This window comes from Halorarum halophilum (assembly GCF_013401515.1).
Taxonomy (GTDB): domain Archaea; phylum Halobacteriota; class Halobacteria; order Halobacteriales; family Haloferacaceae; genus Halorarum; species Halorarum halophilum.
This window is the reverse complement of sequence record NZ_CP058529.1, coordinates 1516416-1535722: the sequence shown is the minus strand read 5'-3', so window position 1 is coordinate 1535722 and position 19307 is coordinate 1516416. Positions and strand designations below refer to the sequence as shown.

The window sequence follows — 19307 nt, the reverse complement described above, 5'->3', positions numbered from 1 at the left end:
GATGGCGGCCATCGACGCCCGAATCCGCGAGTTCTCGCTCCCGCTCCGGTCGCCGCTCGGCACCGCGAACGGCGAGATATCGACGCGGCGCGTCGCCCTCGTCGTCCTCGAGGGCGAGACGCCGGACGGGGCGCCCCTCCGCGGCGTCGGCGAGGCCGCGCCGCTCCCGCCGTGGACCGAGGACTACGGGACGTGTCGGGACGCGCTGTTCGACGCCCGGGACGCGCTCCGTCGGGGCGAGGACGTCGCGCTCGACGACCTTCCGGCGGCCGCCCGGCACGCCGTCACGCTCGCCAACGCCGACGCCGAGGCGAGACGCGAGGAGGTCCCGCTATCGGCGTGGCTCGCCGAACGGTCCATCGGCGACGGCGAACCGGCCGAGACAGTCCCCGTCAACGCCACCGTCGGCGACGGGTCGGTCGACGAGACGGTCGCGGCGGCCGAGTCGGCCATCGCGGACGGGTTCGACTGCCTCAAACTCAAGATCGGCGCGCGCGACCTCGACGGCGATCTCGACCGACTCCGGGCCGTTCGCGCGGCCATCGGCGACGACGTCGCGCTCCGGGCGGACGCCAACGGCGCGTGGGACCGCGACGACGCCGAGCGCGCGGTGGACGCGCTCGCGGATCTCGGCTTCGAGTACGTCGAACAGCCTGTGCCCGCGGGTGACCACGCCGGGCTCGCCGCCCTGCGGGGTCGCGGCGTCGACGTCGCGCTCGACGAGTCGGTGAACGGGAGCGGGGCGTGGCCCGAACCGATCCGGGATCACGCCGACGTGGTCGTGTTGAAGCCGATGGCCCAGGGCGGACCGGGGGCGGCGGTGGGGCTCGCCCGACACCTCCGTTCTCGGGGCGTGGACCCCGTCGTCACCACGACCATCGACGCCGCCGTCGCCCGGACCGCGGCGGTCCACGTCGCGGCGACGATTCCGGACGTCGCGGCCTGTGGGCTCGCGACCGGCGACCTGCTCGTCGAGGACGTGGCGGCCGACCCGGTCCCCGTCGTGGACGGCTACGTCGACGTGCCAGACGGCCCCGGACTCGCCGGCGCGGCGTTCGACGAGCTGTGATCGCGCCGATCGGGTGAGTCGAAACGGAGCGCCCGCCGTCAGCCCTCGACGACCTCGACGACGCCCTTCATCCCAAGGTTCCGGTGGGGCGAACAGAAGTACTTCGAGACGCCGGGATCCTGGAACTCGTTCGAGAACGTCCGGCCGACCGACCGGTAGTAGGGGCTCTCGTAGCTGTCGTCCTCGGCGACGACGTTGTGCTGGCTCCCCTTCCCGGTCCACTCCCAGACCACCGTCGTCCCCGGAGACACGCGGACCGCGGCGGGGGCGTACGCGAAGCCGTCCCCGGCGCCGACGTCGACCGTCACCTCGGACGCGCCGGTCTCGTCGACCGGTTCGCCGTCGAACCCGGAGGCGTCCGAGAGCCAGCCCTCGTACGGGTCGCCGCCGTCGCCCTCGTCGCTCGCACACCCCGCCAGCGCCGCGGTTCCCGCGGTACCTGCACCCCCGAGGAGTCGGAGGAATCGTCGTCGCCCCGCGCCCGTCCAGTCGGTTGGGTCGGCCATCGGCGGCGGGTAGGCGGTGGGGGGGTTTGATTCCGCCGACTCCGCCCCGGGAAAGACTTTAGCGGTGAGACCCCGACCGGGAATCTGTCATGGTAAATCTTGTCAATTCCGTCGCCACGGCGGTCGACGAGTACGACGACGATACTGCGGTCGGCTTCCGCGGGGAGGAGCTCTCCTACCGCGAGCTGTGGGGGCAGATCGGCGCGTTCGCGTCGGGGCTGGCCGAGGCCGGCGTCGAACCCGGCGACCGCGTCGGGATCTACCTCCCGAACCTCCCCCAGTTCGTCGTCGGCTTCCACGGGACGCTCCGCGCCGGCGGGGTCGTGGTACCGATGAACCCGCAGTACAAGGCCCGGGAGATCGAGCACCTCCTCTCCGACTCCTCGGCCGACGTGGTGGTCGCGCTCGCCGACCTGGCGCCGTTCGTGGAGGAGGTGCGCGAGGAGACGGGCGTCGAACACCTCGTCACGGTGGGCGGCGAAGCCGAGGGGGGCGTCACCTTCGAGGAGTTCTGCGGCTCCCCGGATTTCGACACGGTCGAGCGGGACGGCGACGACGTCGCCTGTCAGCCGTACACGTCCGGGACGACCGGTCAGCCGAAGGGCGTCCTCCTGACCCACGAGAACCTCCGCTCGAACGCGGAGGTGGCCCGGACGCTCCCCGCGGGCGGCCTCCGCCCGGACGACAAACTGCTCGGCGTGCTCCCGCTGTTCCACATCTACGGGATGACGGTCGTGATGAACGCGACGCTGTTCGCCGGCGGTAGCTACTACCCGCTCCCGTCGTGGGACGCCCAGGAGTCGATGGACCTGATCGAGTCGGCGGAGCTGACGATGATGCAGGGCGTGCCCGCGATGTACAACGACATCATCAACCAGCCGGACGTCGAGGACCGGCACCTCTCCTCGCTGCGGATGTGCGGCGTCGGCGGCGCCGGCATCCCGGTGGAGGTGCTCCGTCGCTTCGAGGAGCTGTTCGACGTGAAGGTGTACGAGGGATACGGGCTCACCGAGACCAGCCCGGTCACCCACTTCAACAGCCCCGACGAGGGCCGTCGGATCGGCTCCATCGGCCGGACGCTTCCAGGCGTCGAGTCGATGATCGTGACCCCCGAGTTCGAGGAGGTGCCGCCGGTCGAACGCGGACCGGTCGACGAGGACGAGACCGAACTGGACGACATCACCGGCGAACTCGTCGTCGCCGGGCCGAACGTGATGAAGGGGTACCACAACCGCCCCGAGGCGAACGAGTCCGTCTTCACCGAGGTCGACGGCACCCGGTGGTTCCACACCGGCGACATCGGCTACCACGACGAGGACGGCTTCTACTACGTCGTCGACCGCGAGAAGCACATGATCGTCACGGGGGGGTACAACGTCTACCCGCGCGAGGTCGAGGAGCTACTGTTCGAGCACGAGGCAGTCGCGGACGTCGCCGTCGTCGGCATCCCCGACGACCGCCGGGGCGAGACGGTGAAGGCGTTCGTCGTGAAAGCGCCCGGCGCGGAGGTGACAGCCGACGAGATCCGCCAGTTCTGTCTCGACAACCTCGCGGAGTACAAGCACCCGCGCGAGGTCGCGTTCGTGGACGAGCTCCCGCGGACGACGACGGGGAAGGTCCAGAAGTTCGAGCTCCGGGGAGAATGAACGACGCTCGCAACCCCACCGGAACGGACGCGGTCCGGCTCGAGCGCGACGCGGACGCCGGAGTCGCGCGGATCGTCATCGCGACGCCGGAGCGCCGCAACGCGCTCTCGGTGGAGGTGACTCACGGCATCGTGGCCGCGCTCGAGGAACTGGAGGGCGGGGACACGCGCTGTGTCGTCCTGGAGGGCGAGGGGCCGGCGTTCTCGGCGGGCGGCGACGTGAGCGCGATGCTGGAGCGGCACGAGAACGACGAGCCGCTGGACGACGCGGTCAGGCACATCATCCAGGACACCGGCCGGTGCATCCGGCGCGTGTACGACTGCGAGTTCCCGACGGTCGCGAAGCTCGACGGCCCGGCGTTCGGCGCCGGCGCGAACCTCGCGGTCGCCTGCGACGTGCAGTTGATGAGCGAGGGGGCGCGCATCGGCTTCGGGTTCCGCGACGTCGGCCTGGCGGTGGACTCGGGGACGTCGTTCCTCCTCCCGAAGCTCGTCGGCACGAACGTCGCGAAGGAGCTCGTGTTCACCGGCGAGCTCCTCGACGCCGATCGGGCGCTGGACCTCGGCGTCGTCAACCACGTCTTCCCGGCCGACGAGTTCGAGGAGCGCGCCGCGGAGTTCGTCGAAGAGATCGCGTCGGGTCCGTCGGTCGCCCTCCGGACGTCGAAGCGCCTCCTGAACTCCGAGTTCGCCTCGCTCGAGGAGGCGATCGAGCACGAGGCCGGCGCGCAGTCGGCCGCGTTCGCCTCGGCGGACCACGCCGAGGGCATCGAGGCGTTCAGGGAGAAGCGGGACCCGGAGTTCGAGGGGAGGTGACGGGTCGAACCACGGTGACACGGGTCGGTGATGCCGAGGTCACGGCTCGTGGCCGTCCCACGCGCGGTCGACCGCGGTCCCCTGCGGGTCGCTGAGTCGACTCCGGGCGGCCGGGAGCCGAGCCCACGCGAACTCGTCGTGTTCCGGGCTGACGGAGACGTCGTACTCGGTCGCCTCGCAGCGGTAGTACACCGCGAACCGGCCGTGGCCGTCGTCGTTGCGCCAGGTGAGCGAGTAGACGGGTTCGTCGACGGTAACGTCGAGGCTCGTCTCCTCGGTGATCTCACGGCAGACGCCGACTTCGACCGACTCCCCCTCGTCGATCCGCCCTCCCGGGAGTTCCCAGCCGCCGTCGGTGGTGCGTTTGAGGATCAGGACCCGCTCGTCGGGCCGGAAGACGACGCCCCGAAGGCTGATCGTCGCGCGGAGTGGCTCATCTGTCACGCGGAGTCACCAGTCGTACAGTCGTTTCGTTTGCACGGAGGAATCTGTTGTGGTGGATCGGTGGACGTCCGGTGTCGTCCCGGAATCGTGTTGGACGTTCGTCTACTTTCGGGGCGCATTCGGCTGGACGACCCCGGGGGACTGTCTCCCCGATTGCCCCTCTGGGCGACGAGCGACGACCAGAATTATCATATAAGAGGTGGTTGGGGGGTAGAGGAAAAGATGGGATAGAACGTCCCTCTACCACGAACTCGGGGCCTCGACACCCCAAAGCTTAATCTCTCATACTGCGTCTGATACGTTCGAGGCTCGGGAGTCGACGACTCCGTCTCGCAGAACCATGATCTCAGATTCACTCGATTACCTCAGAACCGGCGAGGGCTGGGAACGGACCGCCCTGATCGGCGGCCTTCTCGCCTTCTTCAGCTTCCTGCTCGTCCCGGGATTCCTCGTGATGGGCTATCTCCTCCGCGTCCTCCGTGCGACGATGCACGGCGACGAGGCGGACCCGCCCGTCTTCGACGACTGGACGGCCATGGGCGTCGACGGCCTGAAGGCGTTCGTCATCAGCCTCGTGTACGGCTTCGTCCCCGGCGTCGTCCTTGCCGCGGCGTTCGCCTTCGGCTTCGCCGGACTGGCCTCCGGGAGCGACGCCGGCGCCCTGACCGGCGGGCTCGTGCTGCTGGTCGGCGGACTCGTGGCGCTCCTCCTCAGCCTCGCGGCCGCGTACGTCGTGCCCGCGGCGATCCTCAACTACGCCGCGACGGACCGGCTCGGCGCCGGGTTCGCCGTCGGCGAACTCACGCCGATGCTCGTGGACAGGACGTACATGACCGCGTTCGCCTACGCCTTCGTCATCGCGCTGGGGGTCGGCGTCCTCTCCGGACTCCTGAACGCCGTCCCGCTGCTCGGCGCGATCGCCGCGGCGTTCGTCGGCTTCTACGCCGGTGTCATGGTGGCCTACATCTACGGCACCTCGTACGCGGAGATGCGGACGGTCGAACTGCAGGACGACCCCGTCGTGGACGAACGGGCCGCGGCGTAGACGCCCGTATCGGCTCCCTCCCCGATCTTTTCTTGGTAATCTCAGTCGTTCGTCTTCGTTCCCGCGTCGTGGGCCGTGTTCCGCTCGACGTATCGGGCGGCGATCTCCAGGTATTCGTCGTGGCGCCAGACGTCCCAGAGCAGGTCCGATAGCAGGTGCCCGTAGAGCACGACGGCGGAGAGGATGGCGAGGATCCCGTCGACGAACGCGAGGCCGAGCACGATGGCCCCCATGGCGACGACGTGCGTGAGCAACCGTTCGATCGGCCAGATGGCGTCCGGTTCGAAGATGGCTCCCTGGTCGAAGAGCACGACGCGTGGCGAACGGAGGCACGTCCGGACGGCGTTCCAGTTCCCGGTGTTGTACCGGGCGACGAGGAAGTGGTCGAGGTCGATGCCGACCCCGAGCACGCCGGCGTACGCGACCGCGAGGAGCAGCGGGATGGTGGGTTCGAGGAGGAGGCCGACGAGCGTTCCGAGGGCGATCGAGATGCCGAGGTGGTGAGTCGAGCGCATCCCTTGGTCGGTTGTGTGGGGGAGGGGAATGAACGAACCGTTTCGGTCCCCGCTGTGGGGACTCTCTGGGTTCGATGCGCCGCCGGAACCGGCACGATCGCAGGCGTCTGGGCCGCTCGTACCCAACTGGACACTACCCGGTTCGTACTACTCATCGAACCTGTAAGTGAGCTTAGTAGCGCTCGGACGCAATCCAGCGACGATCAGCCGCAATGGCACGAACCGTTACGCCGGCGACCGCGATCGCGCTCGCCGTTCTGATCGGGGGGGCACTGCTCGTGACGCTGACGGTCGCACTGCTGATGACGGTGGCGCGATCCGGGACGCCGCAACTCGCGATCTTCGCGCTCGCGAGCCTACTCGCGGTAGGCGGTCTGGCCCGATCGGCCCCGACGACCGACGGAAAGGCCAGGTGACCGGTCCCGCGTGTTCCGCCCCGGACCAACCGTCCACCCGTCGCACCGACCGCGTCCGGACCGATAATAACAGTTTAGGAACCTCCCCGTTTCGTCACGACCGATGACCGAGTACACCGTCGAGTTCGTCGGCACCGGCGAGACGCTGGAGATGGCCGACACGCAGACCATCCTGGGCGCGTGCATCGAGGCGGGCATCGCCCAGGAGTACTCCTGCCGCGTCGGCATGTGTCTCGCCTGCTCGGCGGAGATCGTCGAGGGCGAGGTCGCCCAGCAGGCCGCCGTCGCCCGCGGGCTCACCGAGGAGGAGGCCGAGGACTTCGCGCTCACCTGCATGGCCCGCCCGCAGTCCGACCTGAAACTCGACCGCGGGAAGTACCCGCCGAGCATCGAGGACGACGCGGCGGCGGACGGCGCCGACGGCGCGGCCGCGGACGACTGACTCGCTCTCGTTTCTCCGGCCGCCGGACCGAAGGTCACCCCTCCGGCCGACCGACCGGGTGACTCCCGCTCAGTCCGCCGACACCGCGCAGTTGTTCGGGCCGAGTTCGGCCTCGAACGCGTCCTCGTCGTCCATCTCCTCGCGCCCGAGGTTCGTCGCGACGATCCGCTCGTAGTTCGACGGCCGCGGGGGGAGGTCGGTGGCAACCCGCTCCACGAACGCCTCGCGGTCGAGTTCCAGCACGTCCAGTGTCCGGAGGTCAGCGAGCGGCGCGGCGTACGCCTCGTGAGAGAGGTTCCCGTCGGTGCTCTCCTCGTCCCCGCCACGGCCGCTCGCGTCGGCGGCGGAGGCGCCGGTCCCGGCCCGGGCGTCCGCGTGGTCGGCGAAGTGACCCGGCGCGACGAGCGTGTCGTCGGGCAGCGCGAGCAGGCGGTCGTGGAGCGTATCGTACGCCCGGTCGGCGTACTCGCGGGCCGCGTCGTCGCCAGATTCGAGGTCCGGTCGGCCGACGCTCCGGAGGAACAACGCGTCCGCCGTGAACAGGACGTCGGGGTCGTCCCGGCTGCGGAGGCGGAACGCCGTCAGTTCGCTGGTGTGGCCCGGCGCGTGGATCGCCTCCAGCGCCACGTCGCCCACCCGGACCTCCTCGCCGTCGTCGACGAGCGTCGCGTCGAAGGCGAGCCCGCGGTCCTCGGCACCCGCGGGGAGGACGACCTCGACGGGCGACTCGTCCGCCACCTCGCCGGCGGCACGGTCCGCGGCCCGGTTCCCGATCGCTCGAAGGCCGCTCACGTGGTCGGCGTGGACGTGCGTGTCGATGGCGTACAGGAGTTCCACGCCCCGCTGGGCGACGTCGTCCTCGTACCGCTCCGCGAACGCCCGGAGCGGATCGAGCACCGCCGCCTCGCCGTCGGAGACGATCAGGTAGGCGAGACAGCCAGAGGAGGAGCGCTGGTACTGCACGACGCTCGCGTCGCCGGCGTCGAGTTCGACCGCGAGGTACGTCCGCGCCCAGGCGTTCATCCCGCCGGCGAGGTTGACGGCGTCGACGCCCGACTCGCGGAGCATCTCGGCCACCTCCGCACTCGCCTTCCCCTGTGGGCAGACCACGACGATCCGCTCGTCGAGTTCGTCGGACACCAGTTCCGCCGGGTCGCCCCTCGCGTTCGCGGCGATGAACTTCGCGTGGGGGACCTGGGCGTCCGTCACGTTCCTCCCCTCGACGTGCCACGTCTCGTACTCGTCGCGGTCACGGACGTCGAGCACCGACACCGAGTCGCCGGCGCGGAGGCGGCGGGCCAGCGCCTGCGGGTGGATCTCGTGGTCGGAAGTCATGGGGGAGCGTCGGCCTCCGACGGGGAAACGTTAACGCCGCGCAGGAGCAACCCCACCACATGGACGCGGCCGCGCTGCGACAGCGGGTCGAGGAGGAGATGGGGACCGAACTGGAGCGCATCGGGTCGAACAAGCTCCTCGTCGCGCTCACCGACGCGGACCTCTCGACGGGGGCGGTGCTCCGCGCCGCCGCCGACAGCGAGCACGCCGCCCACAACACGTTCGCCGGGTGGGCCGACCACGAGAACGACCCGGCCGCCCGGGAGCTGTTCGGCTGGGTCGCCGACCGCGAGGCCGAGCACCGCGACCGCGTGCTCGAAACGCTCGACGCCGACTACGAGCCGAACGACGGGGGGACGATGCACTCGTACCTCCGCGAGCGGGAGGACACGATCGAGCGCGTGGCCGCGGGGTTGGTCGGCCGGCCGCTCGTCAGCGTCCGGTCCCACCTCCAGATCGTCAGCCACTTCGTGAACGAGGCGGACGAGGCCGGAGCGGACCTGTTCAGGGAGTTCCGGACCGAGACCGAGGAGGAGCTGGAGCGCGGGCTCGCCTACCTCGACGACCACTGCGAACACGAGGAGGACTGGGAGTCGGCGGAGATGGTCGCCAGTTACACGGTCCAGGTGGCCTACGACGACTACGCGGACTCCCTGGAGGGGCTCGGTATCGACGTGAAGCCGGTCTGTTGACCGGCGACGAACGGTGGCGGTTTCCGGGGAGGGGATCTCTCCGGATTACCCGTCCCGAAGGACCGAACCGTGGGGCGGTGCCCGGTTGGGAGTATCCCGCCCGCTTATGACGTTTTACGACCCACACGGGAACATGGCCGTGCTCGTCGCGTACGACGACTCAGACCCCGCAAAAAAGGCGCTGAAGCACGCGCTTCGGGTGCACTCCGACGAGGAGATCACCGCGCTGTACGTCATCACCCCGTCGGAGTACACGGCTGCCCACGAGTCCGGTCCGTTCGTCGACTGGGACGAGGTCGTCGAACGGGGGGAACAGGAGGCAGAAGAGCTGTTCGAGGAGGCGAGACAACTCCCCGAGGCGAGCGGGATCGACCTCCGGACGGCGACCGTCGTCGGCCACCCCGCCCCCGGCATCGTGGACTACGCGGAGGAGAACGACGTCGAGCACGTCGTCCTCGGGAGCCACGGTCGGACCGGCGTCTCGCGCATCCTGCTCGGGAGCGTCGCCGAGCAGGTCGTCCGCCGCGCGCCCGGGATCGTCACCGTCGTTCGGTGAGCACGCCGACGGTCACGCGCTCGATCCGCCCCGAGGAGGGGGATCGACGACCGTCCATCGTGATCCTCGCAGGGACGCTACGAATCTCGAAATCGTCGATAGGCGAACCAGCACGGGCGTGTAAAACCGCGGGACTGAACGGCGATGGCGCGTCCGAGCGATTGAAGGCCACGCCCGTCACTCACACGAGTGATGCGTCACGACCACCTCCTCTCGGCCGGCCAGCTCACCCGGGAGGACATCGAGGCGGTGCTGGACCGCGCCGCCGAGATGGCGGCCGACCCGGCGGGCGTCGCGGAGCGCCACGCCGACCGGCTGCTCGCGCTGTGCTTCTTCGAGCCGAGCACGCGCACGAAGATGTCCTTCGACGCGGCGATGAAGCGCCTCGGCGGCGACACCGTCGACATGGGAACCGTCGAGTCCTCGTCCGTGAAGAAGGGCGAGTCGCTCGCCGACACCGTCCGCGTCATCGAGGGGTACGCCGACGGTATCGTCCTCCGCCACCCAAGCGAGGGCGCCGCGAAGCTCGCCGCCGAGTTCGTCGACGTCCCTGTCGTCAACGCCGGCGACGGCGCTGGACAGCACCCGAGCCAGACGCTGCTCGACCTGTACACGATGCGCGAGAACGCGGGCCTCGACGACCTCACGGTCGGCATCATGGGCGATCTGAAGTACGGCCGCACGGTCCACTCGCTCGCCGAGGCGCTCGCCACCTTCGACGCCCGGATGCACTTCGTCAGTCCGGAGTCGCTGCGGCTCCCCCGGAGCGTCCAGTTCGACCTCCACGAGGCCGGCGCCAGGCTCCGGGAACACACCGAACTCGACGAGGTGCTCCCCGAACTCGACGTCCTCTACGTCACGCGCATCCAGCGCGAGCGCTTCCCCGACGAGAACGAGTACCAGAAGGTGGCCGGCCAGTACCAGATCGACGCCGACACGCTCGCTGCCGCCCGCGACGACCTCACCGTGATGCACCCGCTCCCGCGCGTCGACGAGATCGCGCCGGACGTGGACGGCACCGAACACGCGCAGTACTTCCCCCAGGCGCACAACGGCGTGCCGGTCAGGATGGCGCTGCTGGACGAACTGCTCTCCGGGGACGGGGGTGACCGATGAGCGACCACGAACTCCGCGTCTCGAAGATCCGCGACGGGACGGTCATCGACCACGTCACGGCGGGCCAGGCGCTGAACGTCCTCGCGGTCCTCGGCATCGACGGCGACGAGGGGTTCGGCGTCTCCATCGGGATGAACGTCCCGTCGGACACGCTCGGGCGGAAGGACATCGTGAAGGTGGAGGGCCGGGAGCTCTCCCAGAGCGAGGTCGACATCATCTCCCTGCTCGCGCCCGAGGCGACCGTCAACATCGTCCGTGAGTTCGACGTGATCGAGAAGAACCGCGTCGAGCGCCCCGAACGCGTCGTGGGGCTCCTGCGCTGTCCGAACCACAACTGCATCACGAACGCCGACGAGCCGGTCGTCTCGACGTTCCGGGTCGTGGACGACGGCGTCCGCTGCGAGTACTGCGGTGAGATCATCCGCTCCGAGATCGGCGACCACCTCGCGGTCAACTGACGGTCGGCCTCGACTATCGTCCCTTCCCGTTCTCCTCGATCAGTTCCCGAACTCCGTGCGGGAGGATTCTCCTAGATTTATCACTCTGTGGTATCACTGAGTAATCGATGCCGACGCAACTCGAACGCGCCCGTGACGGCGAAGTGACGCCCGAGATGGAACGAGTGGCAGACCGGGAACAGCGCGACCCGGAGTTCGTCCGCGAGCAGGTCGCGGCCGGCCGTGCCGTGATCCCGCACAACCGCGAGCACGACGGCCTCGACCCGATGGTCATCGGGGAGGCGTTCGCGACGAAGGTGAACGCCAACATCGGCAACAGCGCCGACACCAGCGCCCCCGAGGAGGAACTCGAGAAGCTCCACGCCGCCGTCCACTACGGCGCGGACACGGTGATGGACCTCTCGACGGGCACGGACCTCGACCGCATCCGTGAGGCCAACGTCGCCCACTCCCCGGTGCCGGTCGGCACCGTCCCCATCTACGAGGCGGTCAAGCGGGCCGGGTCGGCCGCGGACCTGACGCACGACCTCCTCCGCGACGTGATCGAGAAGCAGGCCGAGCAGGGCGTCGACTACATGACCATCCACGCCGGCGTCCTGATGGAGCACCTCCCGCTGACCGACGGGCGCACGACGGGCATCGTCTCACGGGGCGGCTCCATCCTCGCGCGCTGGATGGAGGAACACGGCGAGCAGAACCCGCTGTACGTCGACTTCCCGGGGCTCTGCGAGACCTTCCGCGAGTACGACGTGACCGTCAGCCTCGGCGACGGCCTCCGACCGGGCAGCCTCGCGGACGCCTCCGACGAGGCGCAGTTCGCCGAACTCGACACCCTGGGGGAGTTGACCGGGCTCGCGCGGGATCGCGGCGTGCAGGTCATGGTCGAGGGGCCGGGGCACGTCCCGATGGACGAGATCCGCGACAACGTCGACCGCCAGCGCGAGGTGTGCGACGGCGCGCCGTTCTACGTGCTCGGCCCGCTCGTCACCGACGTCGCGCCCGGCTACGACCACATCACCTCGGCCATCGGCGCGACCGAGGCCGCCCGCGCGGGCGCCGCGATGCTGTGTTACGTGACCCCGAAGGAGCACCTCGGACTACCCGAACGCGAGGACGTCCGGGACGGGATGGCGGCCTACCGCATCGCCGCCCATGCGGCCGACGTGGCGAACGGACTGCCCGGCGCGCGCGACTGGGACGACGCGCTCTCGGAGGCGCGGTACGCCTTCGACTGGCGACGGCAGTTTGACCTCGCGCTCGACCCCGAGCGCGCGCAATCGTTCCACGACCGGACGCTGCCCGGTGACAACTACAAGGAGGCCCGGTTCTGCTCGATGTGCGGCGTCGAGTTCTGCTCGATGCGCATCGACCAGGACGCGCGCGAGGCCGGCGACGGAATGGCGGATTTCGCGGACGGGACTGACCTCAACGCGTCCGTCGCGGCCGAGGTGAACCGCCCGCCCGTCGGAACCCACGACACGGACGACCTCCCGACCTGGCCGCCCGAAACGTTCGACGGTGACAGGAGGACCTCGCCCGAGGAAGCGGACGACTGAGACGCCGGCGTGACGCCGGTGGTCGGAACCGATTAGTGGGGGCCCTGTGTAGCCGGGCGCATGTCAGGCAAGGCAAAGCTCGTCGTCCTGTTCGGCATCGTCGTGCTGCTGTACCTCGTGCTCGGGACCGAGCGCGAACCCATCGAGGTCGACATCGAGGAGTAACGTCGTTCGTCGACGCGGCACCCCCGCCCCGGATCGCTCGCCGACCACCCTGCCATCCCTTCCCGACCGGTATTCTTCCGAGGGGCTTCGTTGAAATCCCCAGGAAGTGATACAACCTGGCCCGGTTGCGGTCGATACAGGTACTACGATTCTCGGTGCGACTATCGACCCCTCCGGAATCTGCCAAACGTCGTTTACTGAATACAGCGGATGTGTGCAGTAGACTGTCGTCGTTCGTTTCAGCCTAGCAGAGGCGAAACAGCCGCTTAGAAGAACCTGCTTAGTGGGCAGGGACTACAGTGTCACTCAGTTCGTCACACAACTACTCTCTGTGAAAATATGGGGGCTACATCGGTGTTCGACCCCTTATACAGTCAATGAGTGTTAGCAAACGGTCCGAAGACGACCGACGTGAGGATCCACTCTCTGCCACTGAAGAGGTGGAAATTCCACGTCTCAAACAAAATCACAGAACCCTCTCAGAATTAGAGGAGGAAGGTGTGGTCAGTTGGGACAGAGACAGCAACGTTGTGGGGGAAGCCCCGCACTTCGCCAATACGTTGGGAGAGATGTGTCGTTTCGCCCTCTCGTACTTCAGAGACGCGTCCGCGGAGCTTGATTCGGGTGACGCCGTTGCGACCGCCCGACGAGACAACGACGGCGAACCTCGGGCTTCGATACGATTCCACCACATCGCACTCCCCAAACTGGCAGCCGTGGGACTCGTCGACTACGATGAACGGACCAAAACGGTGCGGTATCACGGTCACTCGCGGCTCGAACACATACAGGAACGCCTCTTCGACTTCAACTCCGCAATCATATGGGGGTGGGAGTAGCTTATGGCGCAGAACGAGCACGAACCAGCGAACGCGGTGCAAGCCTCCTACACTCCGGACCAGGACCGGACGTTGACCGAGGCGGTCCTCGACGCCATCGAGGACTGCAAGAGGGACAACCTTCAGCGAACCGACTTCGTCCTCTACGAGGATATCGACCCCGACGCACTCAATTCGTTGTTCCGCCACGATGCACGACCGAGAACGACCGTGAATTTCAGAACTGACGGGGTCGAGGTCGAACTTTGGGGGGATGGTGGGGTCGAGATTCGCGTCACGGACCGACTAACCGAATAGGCGGCCGAGGCTGGTCCAGAACAACCTTAGGAGCCATGTCGGGAATCCGTCTATCGCACCGATGAGCTCTTGCCCCTTCACGTGGCAGCCGTCACCGATCGGTGACTGGATGCGACGTAGACCCACTAATGAACTATGTGGAATTCGAGAATGTGACTCCGACCGTAGTTCGCTCGGTGGGGTTCCTGGAGTTCAAGAACCTGTTCTGAGTCTCCGATTACGACCCGAATAGTCACGCTGTGTTGTGTCTGAACGAGAGGATTCCAACAGGATCTTCCGAGAGACTTACCCACACACCCGGTCTATCCCCGTGCAATGACCGACTACGGGGTCGTCACACGGAACGCCGAGGAGGTCGCCTGGCCGGAGTTCGACCGCGGCTTCTACGAGGTGAAGGACGTCACCGGGCGCTCGGCCGAACCGCTGGAGAACGCGGTGAACATGGTGTCCTGCTTCGGCGACAACGCGGCCGCCGAGTCAAACCCCGAACTCGTCCCGGTCGACGAGGCGGGCGCCCCCGCGACCCGCGACCGCACGTACTTCGACTGGGCGTACGTCTGTCCGACCCACGAGGACTACCGCCGCGGCCTCCTCGAGATCGTCGAGGACTGCGCCGACGTGAACGGCGACGTCCGCCTCGACGACGTGGGGTTCCCGCGCCAGGGGTACTGCCGGTGCGATCGCTGTACCGAACTGTTCGACGCCAGCGACTACGACGACTGGGCCGAGTGGCGCGCGGAGGTCATCACCGACTTCGTCGCCGAGGCGGCCGAGCGGATCCCTGGTCGCGCGTACCTCACGCTGTACCCCGACCCGTACCCGGGGCACCTCCACGAGCGCGCCGGCCTCGACGTCGACGCGCTCGCCGAGCACGTCGACGAGTTCGTCGTCCCGCTGTACGACACCCACTACGGGACGACGTACTGGCTGGAGACCATCGCCAAGGGGTTCGTGAGCCGGCTGGACGGGCTCGACACGCCGTTCTCGGTCGAACTGTACGCCGTCAACGTCGACATCGACAGCCTGATCCACGCGACAGAGGTCGCCGAGGCGTACGCGAACGAGGTGTTCTTCGGCTACGACGCGAGCCAGGCCGCCGCGGCGCTGCGTCGGATGCAGGCCGATTCGCAGGAGGGCGTCACGTTCGGGGGCAGCGATGGCGAGCGAACGGAGTGAGCGAGGTCTCGAAGGTGGGCGGCGAGCTTGCAGGCGAGCTGCCTGTGATCGGAGCGAGGGCGAGTGAGCCGGGAGCGAACGAGCCCTCGCAAACGGCGGTGAGCTATTAGGATCGCCTCGCCTACGTCGAAACCCCCGTGAACTCGAAGCGTGCCCCGCCCTCGGGGCCGTCGGTGAGTCGAACGGTCCAGCCGTGGGCCTCGGCGATCTCCCGGACGATGGGGAGCCCGAACCCGGTTCCGTCCGACAGGGTGGTGTAACCGCTCTCGAACGCGCGTTCCCGTTCCTCGGGCGGGATCCCCGGTCCATCGTCGGCGACGTAGAAGCCGTCGGGGAGGTCGCCGACCGTGACCGTCACCGTGTCACCGACGTGTTCGACCGCGTTTCGAATCAGGTTCTCCAGCAGTTGCTGGAGCCGCGTCCCGTCGGCCCGTATCGTCCGCTCGGTCTCGACTCGAAGCGTGGCCTCGGTCGCCGGGACGTTCCCCCAGCACCGTTTGACGATCGATTCGAGTTCGACGAACTCCGTCTCGTCGATCACCGCTCCTGCACGGGCCAGCGTCAGCAGGTCGCCGATGAGCGTGTTCATCCGTTCGACGGCCCAGTGGCAGTGCTCGAAGTGGACCGGATCCCCCGTCTCCTCGACCAACTCGAGCCGCCCCTCGAGGACGTTCAGCGGGTTTCGGAGGTCGTGGGACACGATCGCCGCGAACCGCTCCAGCTTCTCGTTCTGGCGTCGAAGCCGTTCGTTCGCCTGCTGGCGTTGGAGTTCGTAACTCACCCACCGGCTCATGAGTTCGACGAACGTCACCTCCCACTCCGTGAACTGGCCGTCCCGCGGCTCGGTGTCGTAGAAACAGAACGTCCCGTACACCTCCTCGTCGACGAAGACCGGCGCACCGATGTAACACGAGACCCCCCAGTCCGTGTAGCCGAGTCGATCGGTTTCCGTCGGCGCGTCCCTCGCGACGTCCCGTAGGACGAGCGTCCGTTCGTTGCTGGCCGCGATCTCGCAGTTCGTCGCCGACAGCGGCACGACGTCGCCCGGTTCGATCTCGTCGCCGTCCGCATCCACCACCTCGAAGACGTAGTCGTCGCCCCGTATCTCGGAGAGCGAGCCGTACTCGGTGTCGAGTTCCGCTCGTCCGAGCTCGAGGAGCGCCTCGACCTGTTCGGTGAACGGCCGATGGCGATCCGCGATGATCTCGTACATCTCGCGGAGCACGCGCATCCGGTTCTCGATCTCCTTCCGCTGGCGGTGACGTTCGGTCACGTCACGACCGACCCCGGCGAACACGTCCGATCCGTCGTCGCGGGAGAGGTGGCGGATCTTGAACTCGTACGGGATCCGCTCGCCGTCGACGGTGACGAGCTTCGCCTCCACTGTCGCCCCGCCGGTTTCGAGGACCTCCGCGACCGCGTCCAGCACCCTGTCGACGTCGTCCCCCTCGAAGAACTCGTCGGGGGTCATGTCCGCGAGCTCCCCGTCGGCGTAGCCTGTCACGTCCACTGTTGCCCGGTTCCACTCGACGCACGTTCCCCTCTCGTCGAAGACGAAGAACAGATCGTCGAGGTCGTCGAGAAGCGTGGACTTACTCAGCGAACGCAACTAGCATCACCCTACCTCGACTAGGCGGTGGGAATGTTTATATCCTCATTTTTTGCAGGTGCGGTACTCGTGTTCGTATCGGAACGTCGGGGGTAATTCGGGATCCGGTTGCCGGCACTGAACGATTCGACCTGTTCGGGCGTTCACACTCCATCGCTACCCTGATAGTAATCGGATTCGAGGTGGATGCAATGGCTCCGTCGAATCGACTTCTCCCTGCGGTCGGCGGGCGACGTCTCGTCGGGGCGCTCGGCGGGTTCTACGTCGTACTTGCGGCCGGATACCCGATCGTACCGGGAGCCGTGACCCCGTCGCTCACGTTCCATCTCGTCGTCGGCGTTCTGGTCGGCGGCCCCGGTCTCGTTCTCCTCTACGGCTGCTACCGCCTGCCCCGGACCGAGATCCGCCCCGAGCTGTTCCCCACGGTCGCCAGGTGGTGTCTCGGCGGTATCGGGGTCGTCCTCGGGGTCCTCCTCCTCACCGCGCTGGCCGCCGATCTCACGAACCTCGTCACGAACGTGCTCATCCTCACGGCGCTCGGGAGCGTCGCCGGGTTCGTCGCCGGCGTCTACAACGCACGCGCGAAGACCCGTGAGCGCGACCTCCGCGAGACGGTGGAACAGCTCCGAAAGTCCAACGAACGCCTCGAACAGTTCGCCTACGCCGCTTCCCACGACCTCCAGGAACCCCTCCGGATGGTGTCGAGCTACCTCCAGCTGCTTGAGAACCGATACGAGGACGAACTCGACGAGGAGGCGCGCGAGTTCATCGGGTTCGCGGTCGGCGGTGCCGATCGGATGCGGGTCATGGTGGAGCGCCTCCTCGAGTACTCGCGTGTGACCAACAGCGGCGATCCCCTGGAGCCGACGGACACCGGCGCTGTCCTCCGGGACATCCGTGAGAACCTCCGCCTGTTGATCGAGGAGACGGGGACGACGATCACCGCCGACGAGCTACCGACGGTTTCCGGGGATTCCGCTCAGCTCGCACTGGTGTTCCAGAACCTCCTCTCGAACGCCGTGAAACACAGCGGGGAGGAGTCCCCGACGGTACACGTGAGCGCCGAACGTGTGGACGACACGTGGCGGTTCTCGGTGACCGACGACGGGATCGGAATCGCCCCCGAGTACCACGGTCGTATCTTCGAGGTGTTCCAGCAACTCCACCGTGACGAGGAGCTGGAGACCGACACGGTCGGGATCGGGCTCGCGCTCTGCGAGCGGATCGTCGAGCGTCACGGCGGGAAGATGTGGGTCGAATCCGATCACAGCGAGGGGGCCGCGTTCTACTTCACCATCCCTGACGGCCACGAACGAGAGCCGACGCTCCTCGACCAGTCTCTCGCGTCCACGTGAGAACGGTCACTCCGAAGTGACCCGGAACTGGCTGCTCCGGTTCTATACGCGTGTTCGGCGGCGTGCGGTCGCGGTGTCGCCGGCGCTTCGCTGTCGGATTCGAGCCGCCAGCGGTGGGCCGACCGGCGCAGGGAGGGGCAATCCGGGAACCACGGGTTCAGTTTATGTGGGGGGCGGCAGGACGTAGCCACATGCTCTCCCGAATCGGTGTCCACACGTCCGTCGACGTGTTGTTCCCCCCGTCCGTCCTTCGCGACGCGCTCTCGGACGTCGAGCCGACGGTCGAGATCGTCGAGACGGCGGCCGACCTCGACGAGTGCGACGCGCTCGTGACGTTCTCCTACGACGAGTCGTTCCTCGACGCGGATCTCGACTGGATCCACTCGATCCAGTCCGGGGTCGATCGCTTCCCGTTCGATCGGCTGGAGCGACGGGGCATCGCGCTCACGAGCAGCACCGGGATACACGGGGACAGCGTCGGCGAGACCGTCGTCGGGTACATGCTCCAGTTCGCCCGTCGCCTGCACGTCCACCGGGACAACGAACGCCGACGCGAGTGGCAGTTCCCGCCGTGGGATGCGCCGTTCACCTTGCCCGGCGAATCGCTGTGCGTCGTCGGGTTGGGAACGCTCGGACAGGGGATCGCCAGGCGTGCCGACGCGCTCGGGGTCGACGTCGTCGGGGTCAAGCGAACGCCCACCCCGGTCGAACACATCTCGCGGGTGTACACCCCGGGCGAGCTACAGGAGGCGATAGCGGACGTCCGGTTCGTCGCGGTCGCAGTGCCGCTCACGGACCGGACGGAGGGGTCGATCGGTGCCGACGAGTTCGGGGTGATGCGCGAGGACGCGTACCTCCTGAACGTCTCGCGCGGCGGCGTCGTCGACGACTCGGCGCTCCTGGACGCGCTACGCGACGACGAACTCGCCGGGGCGGCTCTCGACGTCTTCGAGACGGAGCCCCTGCCCGACCGGTCGGAGTTCTGGGAGCGCGAGAACGTGATCGTAACCCCCCACGCCGCCGCCGCCAACCGCGAGTACTACCGACGCGTCGGAGCCCTCGTCCGCGAGAACGTCCGCCGACTCGACGCGAACGAGACGCTCGCGAACCACGTCGTCTGAGTACGAGCGCCCCGACCGCCACCGACCGAGTGGCAGTTCGTCGGACGTGTCCTGGCGGACCTCCGCTCCCGGGACGGAGTTTCGAGTCGATCGACGGGTTCGAACAGCATCGACACGGGTCGTGCGAGACGCTT

21 protein-coding genes are annotated in these 19307 nt (G+C 68.0%); 16 read left to right on the top strand and 5 right to left on the bottom strand.

The window, feature by feature from the left end:
• Window position 1 precedes the first annotated feature (1 nt).
• A complete protein-coding gene (locus HUG10_RS07845; RefSeq protein ID WP_179169043.1) occupies window positions 2-1069 on the top strand; it encodes a mandelate racemase/muconate lactonizing enzyme family protein in 1068 nt (355 codons plus the stop codon).
• A 38-nt stretch (window positions 1070-1107) separates the two neighbouring features.
• On the opposite strand, the gene HUG10_RS07840 is transcribed toward HUG10_RS07845, so the two are convergent.
• Window positions 1108-1575, bottom strand: a complete 468-nt coding sequence (locus tag HUG10_RS07840; protein ID WP_179169042.1) for a halocyanin domain-containing protein — start codon at window positions 1573-1575, stop codon at window positions 1108-1110.
• Window positions 1576-1664: 89 nt separating this feature from the next.
• Between HUG10_RS07840 and HUG10_RS07835 the strand changes: the two genes are divergently transcribed.
• Both HUG10_RS07835 and HUG10_RS07830 read left to right on the top strand, forming a co-directional pair.
• Complete coding sequence (locus tag HUG10_RS07835) at window positions 1665-3221, top strand: long-chain-fatty-acid--CoA ligase (protein ID WP_179169041.1); 1557 nt, start codon at window positions 1665-1667, stop codon at window positions 3219-3221.
• A complete protein-coding gene (locus tag HUG10_RS07830) occupies window positions 3218-4036 on the top strand; it encodes an enoyl-CoA hydratase/isomerase family protein (RefSeq protein WP_179169040.1) in 819 nt (272 codons plus the stop codon). The genes HUG10_RS07835 and HUG10_RS07830 overlap by 4 nt, the downstream gene beginning before the upstream one ends.
• Window positions 4037-4075: 39 nt before the next feature.
• On the opposite strand, the gene HUG10_RS07825 is transcribed toward HUG10_RS07830, so the two are convergent.
• On the bottom strand, window positions 4076-4480 hold the full coding sequence (locus tag HUG10_RS07825; RefSeq protein ID WP_179169039.1) for an NUDIX hydrolase: 405 nt from the start codon (window positions 4478-4480) through the stop codon (window positions 4076-4078).
• Window positions 4481-4820: 340 nt separating this feature from the next.
• Between HUG10_RS07825 and HUG10_RS07820 the strand changes: the two genes are divergently transcribed.
• Window positions 4821-5525: a DUF4013 domain-containing protein gene (locus HUG10_RS07820; protein ID WP_179169038.1), complete on the top strand. Its 705-nt coding sequence runs from the start codon at window positions 4821-4823 to the stop codon at window positions 5523-5525.
• A 41-nt stretch (window positions 5526-5566) separates the two neighbouring features.
• Here the strand turns inward: HUG10_RS07820 and HUG10_RS07815 are convergent, their stop codons facing one another.
• Window positions 5567-6040, bottom strand: coding sequence for a hypothetical protein (locus HUG10_RS07815; RefSeq protein WP_179169037.1), 474 nt, complete (start codon window positions 6038-6040; stop codon window positions 5567-5569).
• A gap of 212 nt (window positions 6041-6252) precedes the next feature.
• On the opposite strand from HUG10_RS07815, the gene HUG10_RS07810 reads away from it, so the two are divergent.
• Entirely contained in the window at window positions 6253-6456 is a 204-nt protein-coding gene (locus tag HUG10_RS07810) for a hypothetical protein (RefSeq protein WP_179169036.1), read from the top strand.
• A gap of 103 nt (window positions 6457-6559) precedes the next feature.
• Complete coding sequence (locus HUG10_RS07805; RefSeq protein ID WP_179169035.1) at window positions 6560-6898, top strand: 2Fe-2S iron-sulfur cluster-binding protein; 339 nt, start codon at window positions 6560-6562, stop codon at window positions 6896-6898.
• A gap of 69 nt (window positions 6899-6967) precedes the next feature.
• Here the strand turns inward: HUG10_RS07805 and HUG10_RS07800 are convergent, their stop codons facing one another.
• On the bottom strand, window positions 6968-8233 hold the full coding sequence (locus tag HUG10_RS07800; RefSeq protein WP_179169034.1) for an MBL fold metallo-hydrolase: 1266 nt from the start codon (window positions 8231-8233) through the stop codon (window positions 6968-6970).
• Between the two features lie 59 nt (window positions 8234-8292).
• On the opposite strand from HUG10_RS07800, the gene HUG10_RS07795 reads away from it, so the two are divergent.
• From HUG10_RS07795 to HUG10_RS07760, 8 genes are all read left to right on the top strand, one after another.
• On the top strand, window positions 8293-8925 hold the full coding sequence (locus HUG10_RS07795; protein WP_179169033.1) for a ferritin family protein: 633 nt from the start codon (window positions 8293-8295) through the stop codon (window positions 8923-8925).
• Between the two features lie 133 nt (window positions 8926-9058).
• On the top strand, window positions 9059-9481 hold the full coding sequence (locus HUG10_RS07790; RefSeq protein ID WP_179169032.1) for a universal stress protein: 423 nt from the start codon (window positions 9059-9061) through the stop codon (window positions 9479-9481).
• Between the two features lie 192 nt (window positions 9482-9673).
• Window positions 9674-10597 carry an aspartate carbamoyltransferase gene (pyrB, locus tag HUG10_RS07785; protein WP_179169031.1) on the top strand — a complete coding sequence of 308 codons (924 nt, stop codon included), beginning with the start codon at window positions 9674-9676 and terminating at the stop codon, window positions 10595-10597.
• Complete coding sequence (pyrI, locus tag HUG10_RS07780) at window positions 10594-11055, top strand: aspartate carbamoyltransferase regulatory subunit (protein ID WP_179169030.1); 462 nt, start codon at window positions 10594-10596, stop codon at window positions 11053-11055. Before pyrB ends, pyrI begins: the two co-directional genes overlap by 4 nt.
• 107 nt (window positions 11056-11162) lie before the next feature.
• Complete coding sequence (gene thiC, locus HUG10_RS07775) at window positions 11163-12611, top strand: phosphomethylpyrimidine synthase ThiC (protein WP_179169029.1); 1449 nt, start codon at window positions 11163-11165, stop codon at window positions 12609-12611.
• 665 nt (window positions 12612-13276) lie between these two features.
• Window positions 13277-13615, top strand: coding sequence for a DUF7344 domain-containing protein (locus tag HUG10_RS07770; RefSeq protein ID WP_179169028.1), 339 nt, complete (start codon window positions 13277-13279; stop codon window positions 13613-13615).
• A gap of 3 nt (window positions 13616-13618) precedes the next feature.
• Entirely contained in the window at window positions 13619-13912 is a 294-nt protein-coding gene (locus tag HUG10_RS07765; RefSeq protein WP_179169027.1) for a HalOD1 output domain-containing protein, read from the top strand.
• Window positions 13913-14227: 315 nt separating this feature from the next.
• A complete protein-coding gene (locus HUG10_RS07760; protein WP_179169026.1) occupies window positions 14228-15088 on the top strand; it encodes an alpha-amylase family protein in 861 nt (286 codons plus the stop codon).
• Window positions 15089-15209: 121 nt separating this feature from the next.
• Here the strand turns inward: HUG10_RS07760 and HUG10_RS07755 are convergent, their stop codons facing one another.
• Entirely contained in the window at window positions 15210-16697 is a 1488-nt protein-coding gene (locus HUG10_RS07755; protein ID WP_179169025.1) for a sensor histidine kinase, read from the bottom strand.
• Window positions 16698-16888: 191 nt separating this feature from the next.
• On the opposite strand from HUG10_RS07755, the gene HUG10_RS07750 reads away from it, so the two are divergent.
• Both HUG10_RS07750 and ddh read left to right on the top strand, forming a co-directional pair.
• Complete coding sequence (locus tag HUG10_RS07750) at window positions 16889-18052, top strand: sensor histidine kinase (protein WP_179169024.1); 1164 nt, start codon at window positions 16889-16891, stop codon at window positions 18050-18052.
• A 191-nt stretch (window positions 18053-18243) separates the two neighbouring features.
• Window positions 18244-19173 carry a D-2-hydroxyacid dehydrogenase gene (gene ddh, locus HUG10_RS07745; protein ID WP_179169023.1) on the top strand — a complete coding sequence of 310 codons (930 nt, stop codon included), beginning with the start codon at window positions 18244-18246 and terminating at the stop codon, window positions 19171-19173.
• Window positions 19174-19307: the final 134 nt, after the last annotated feature.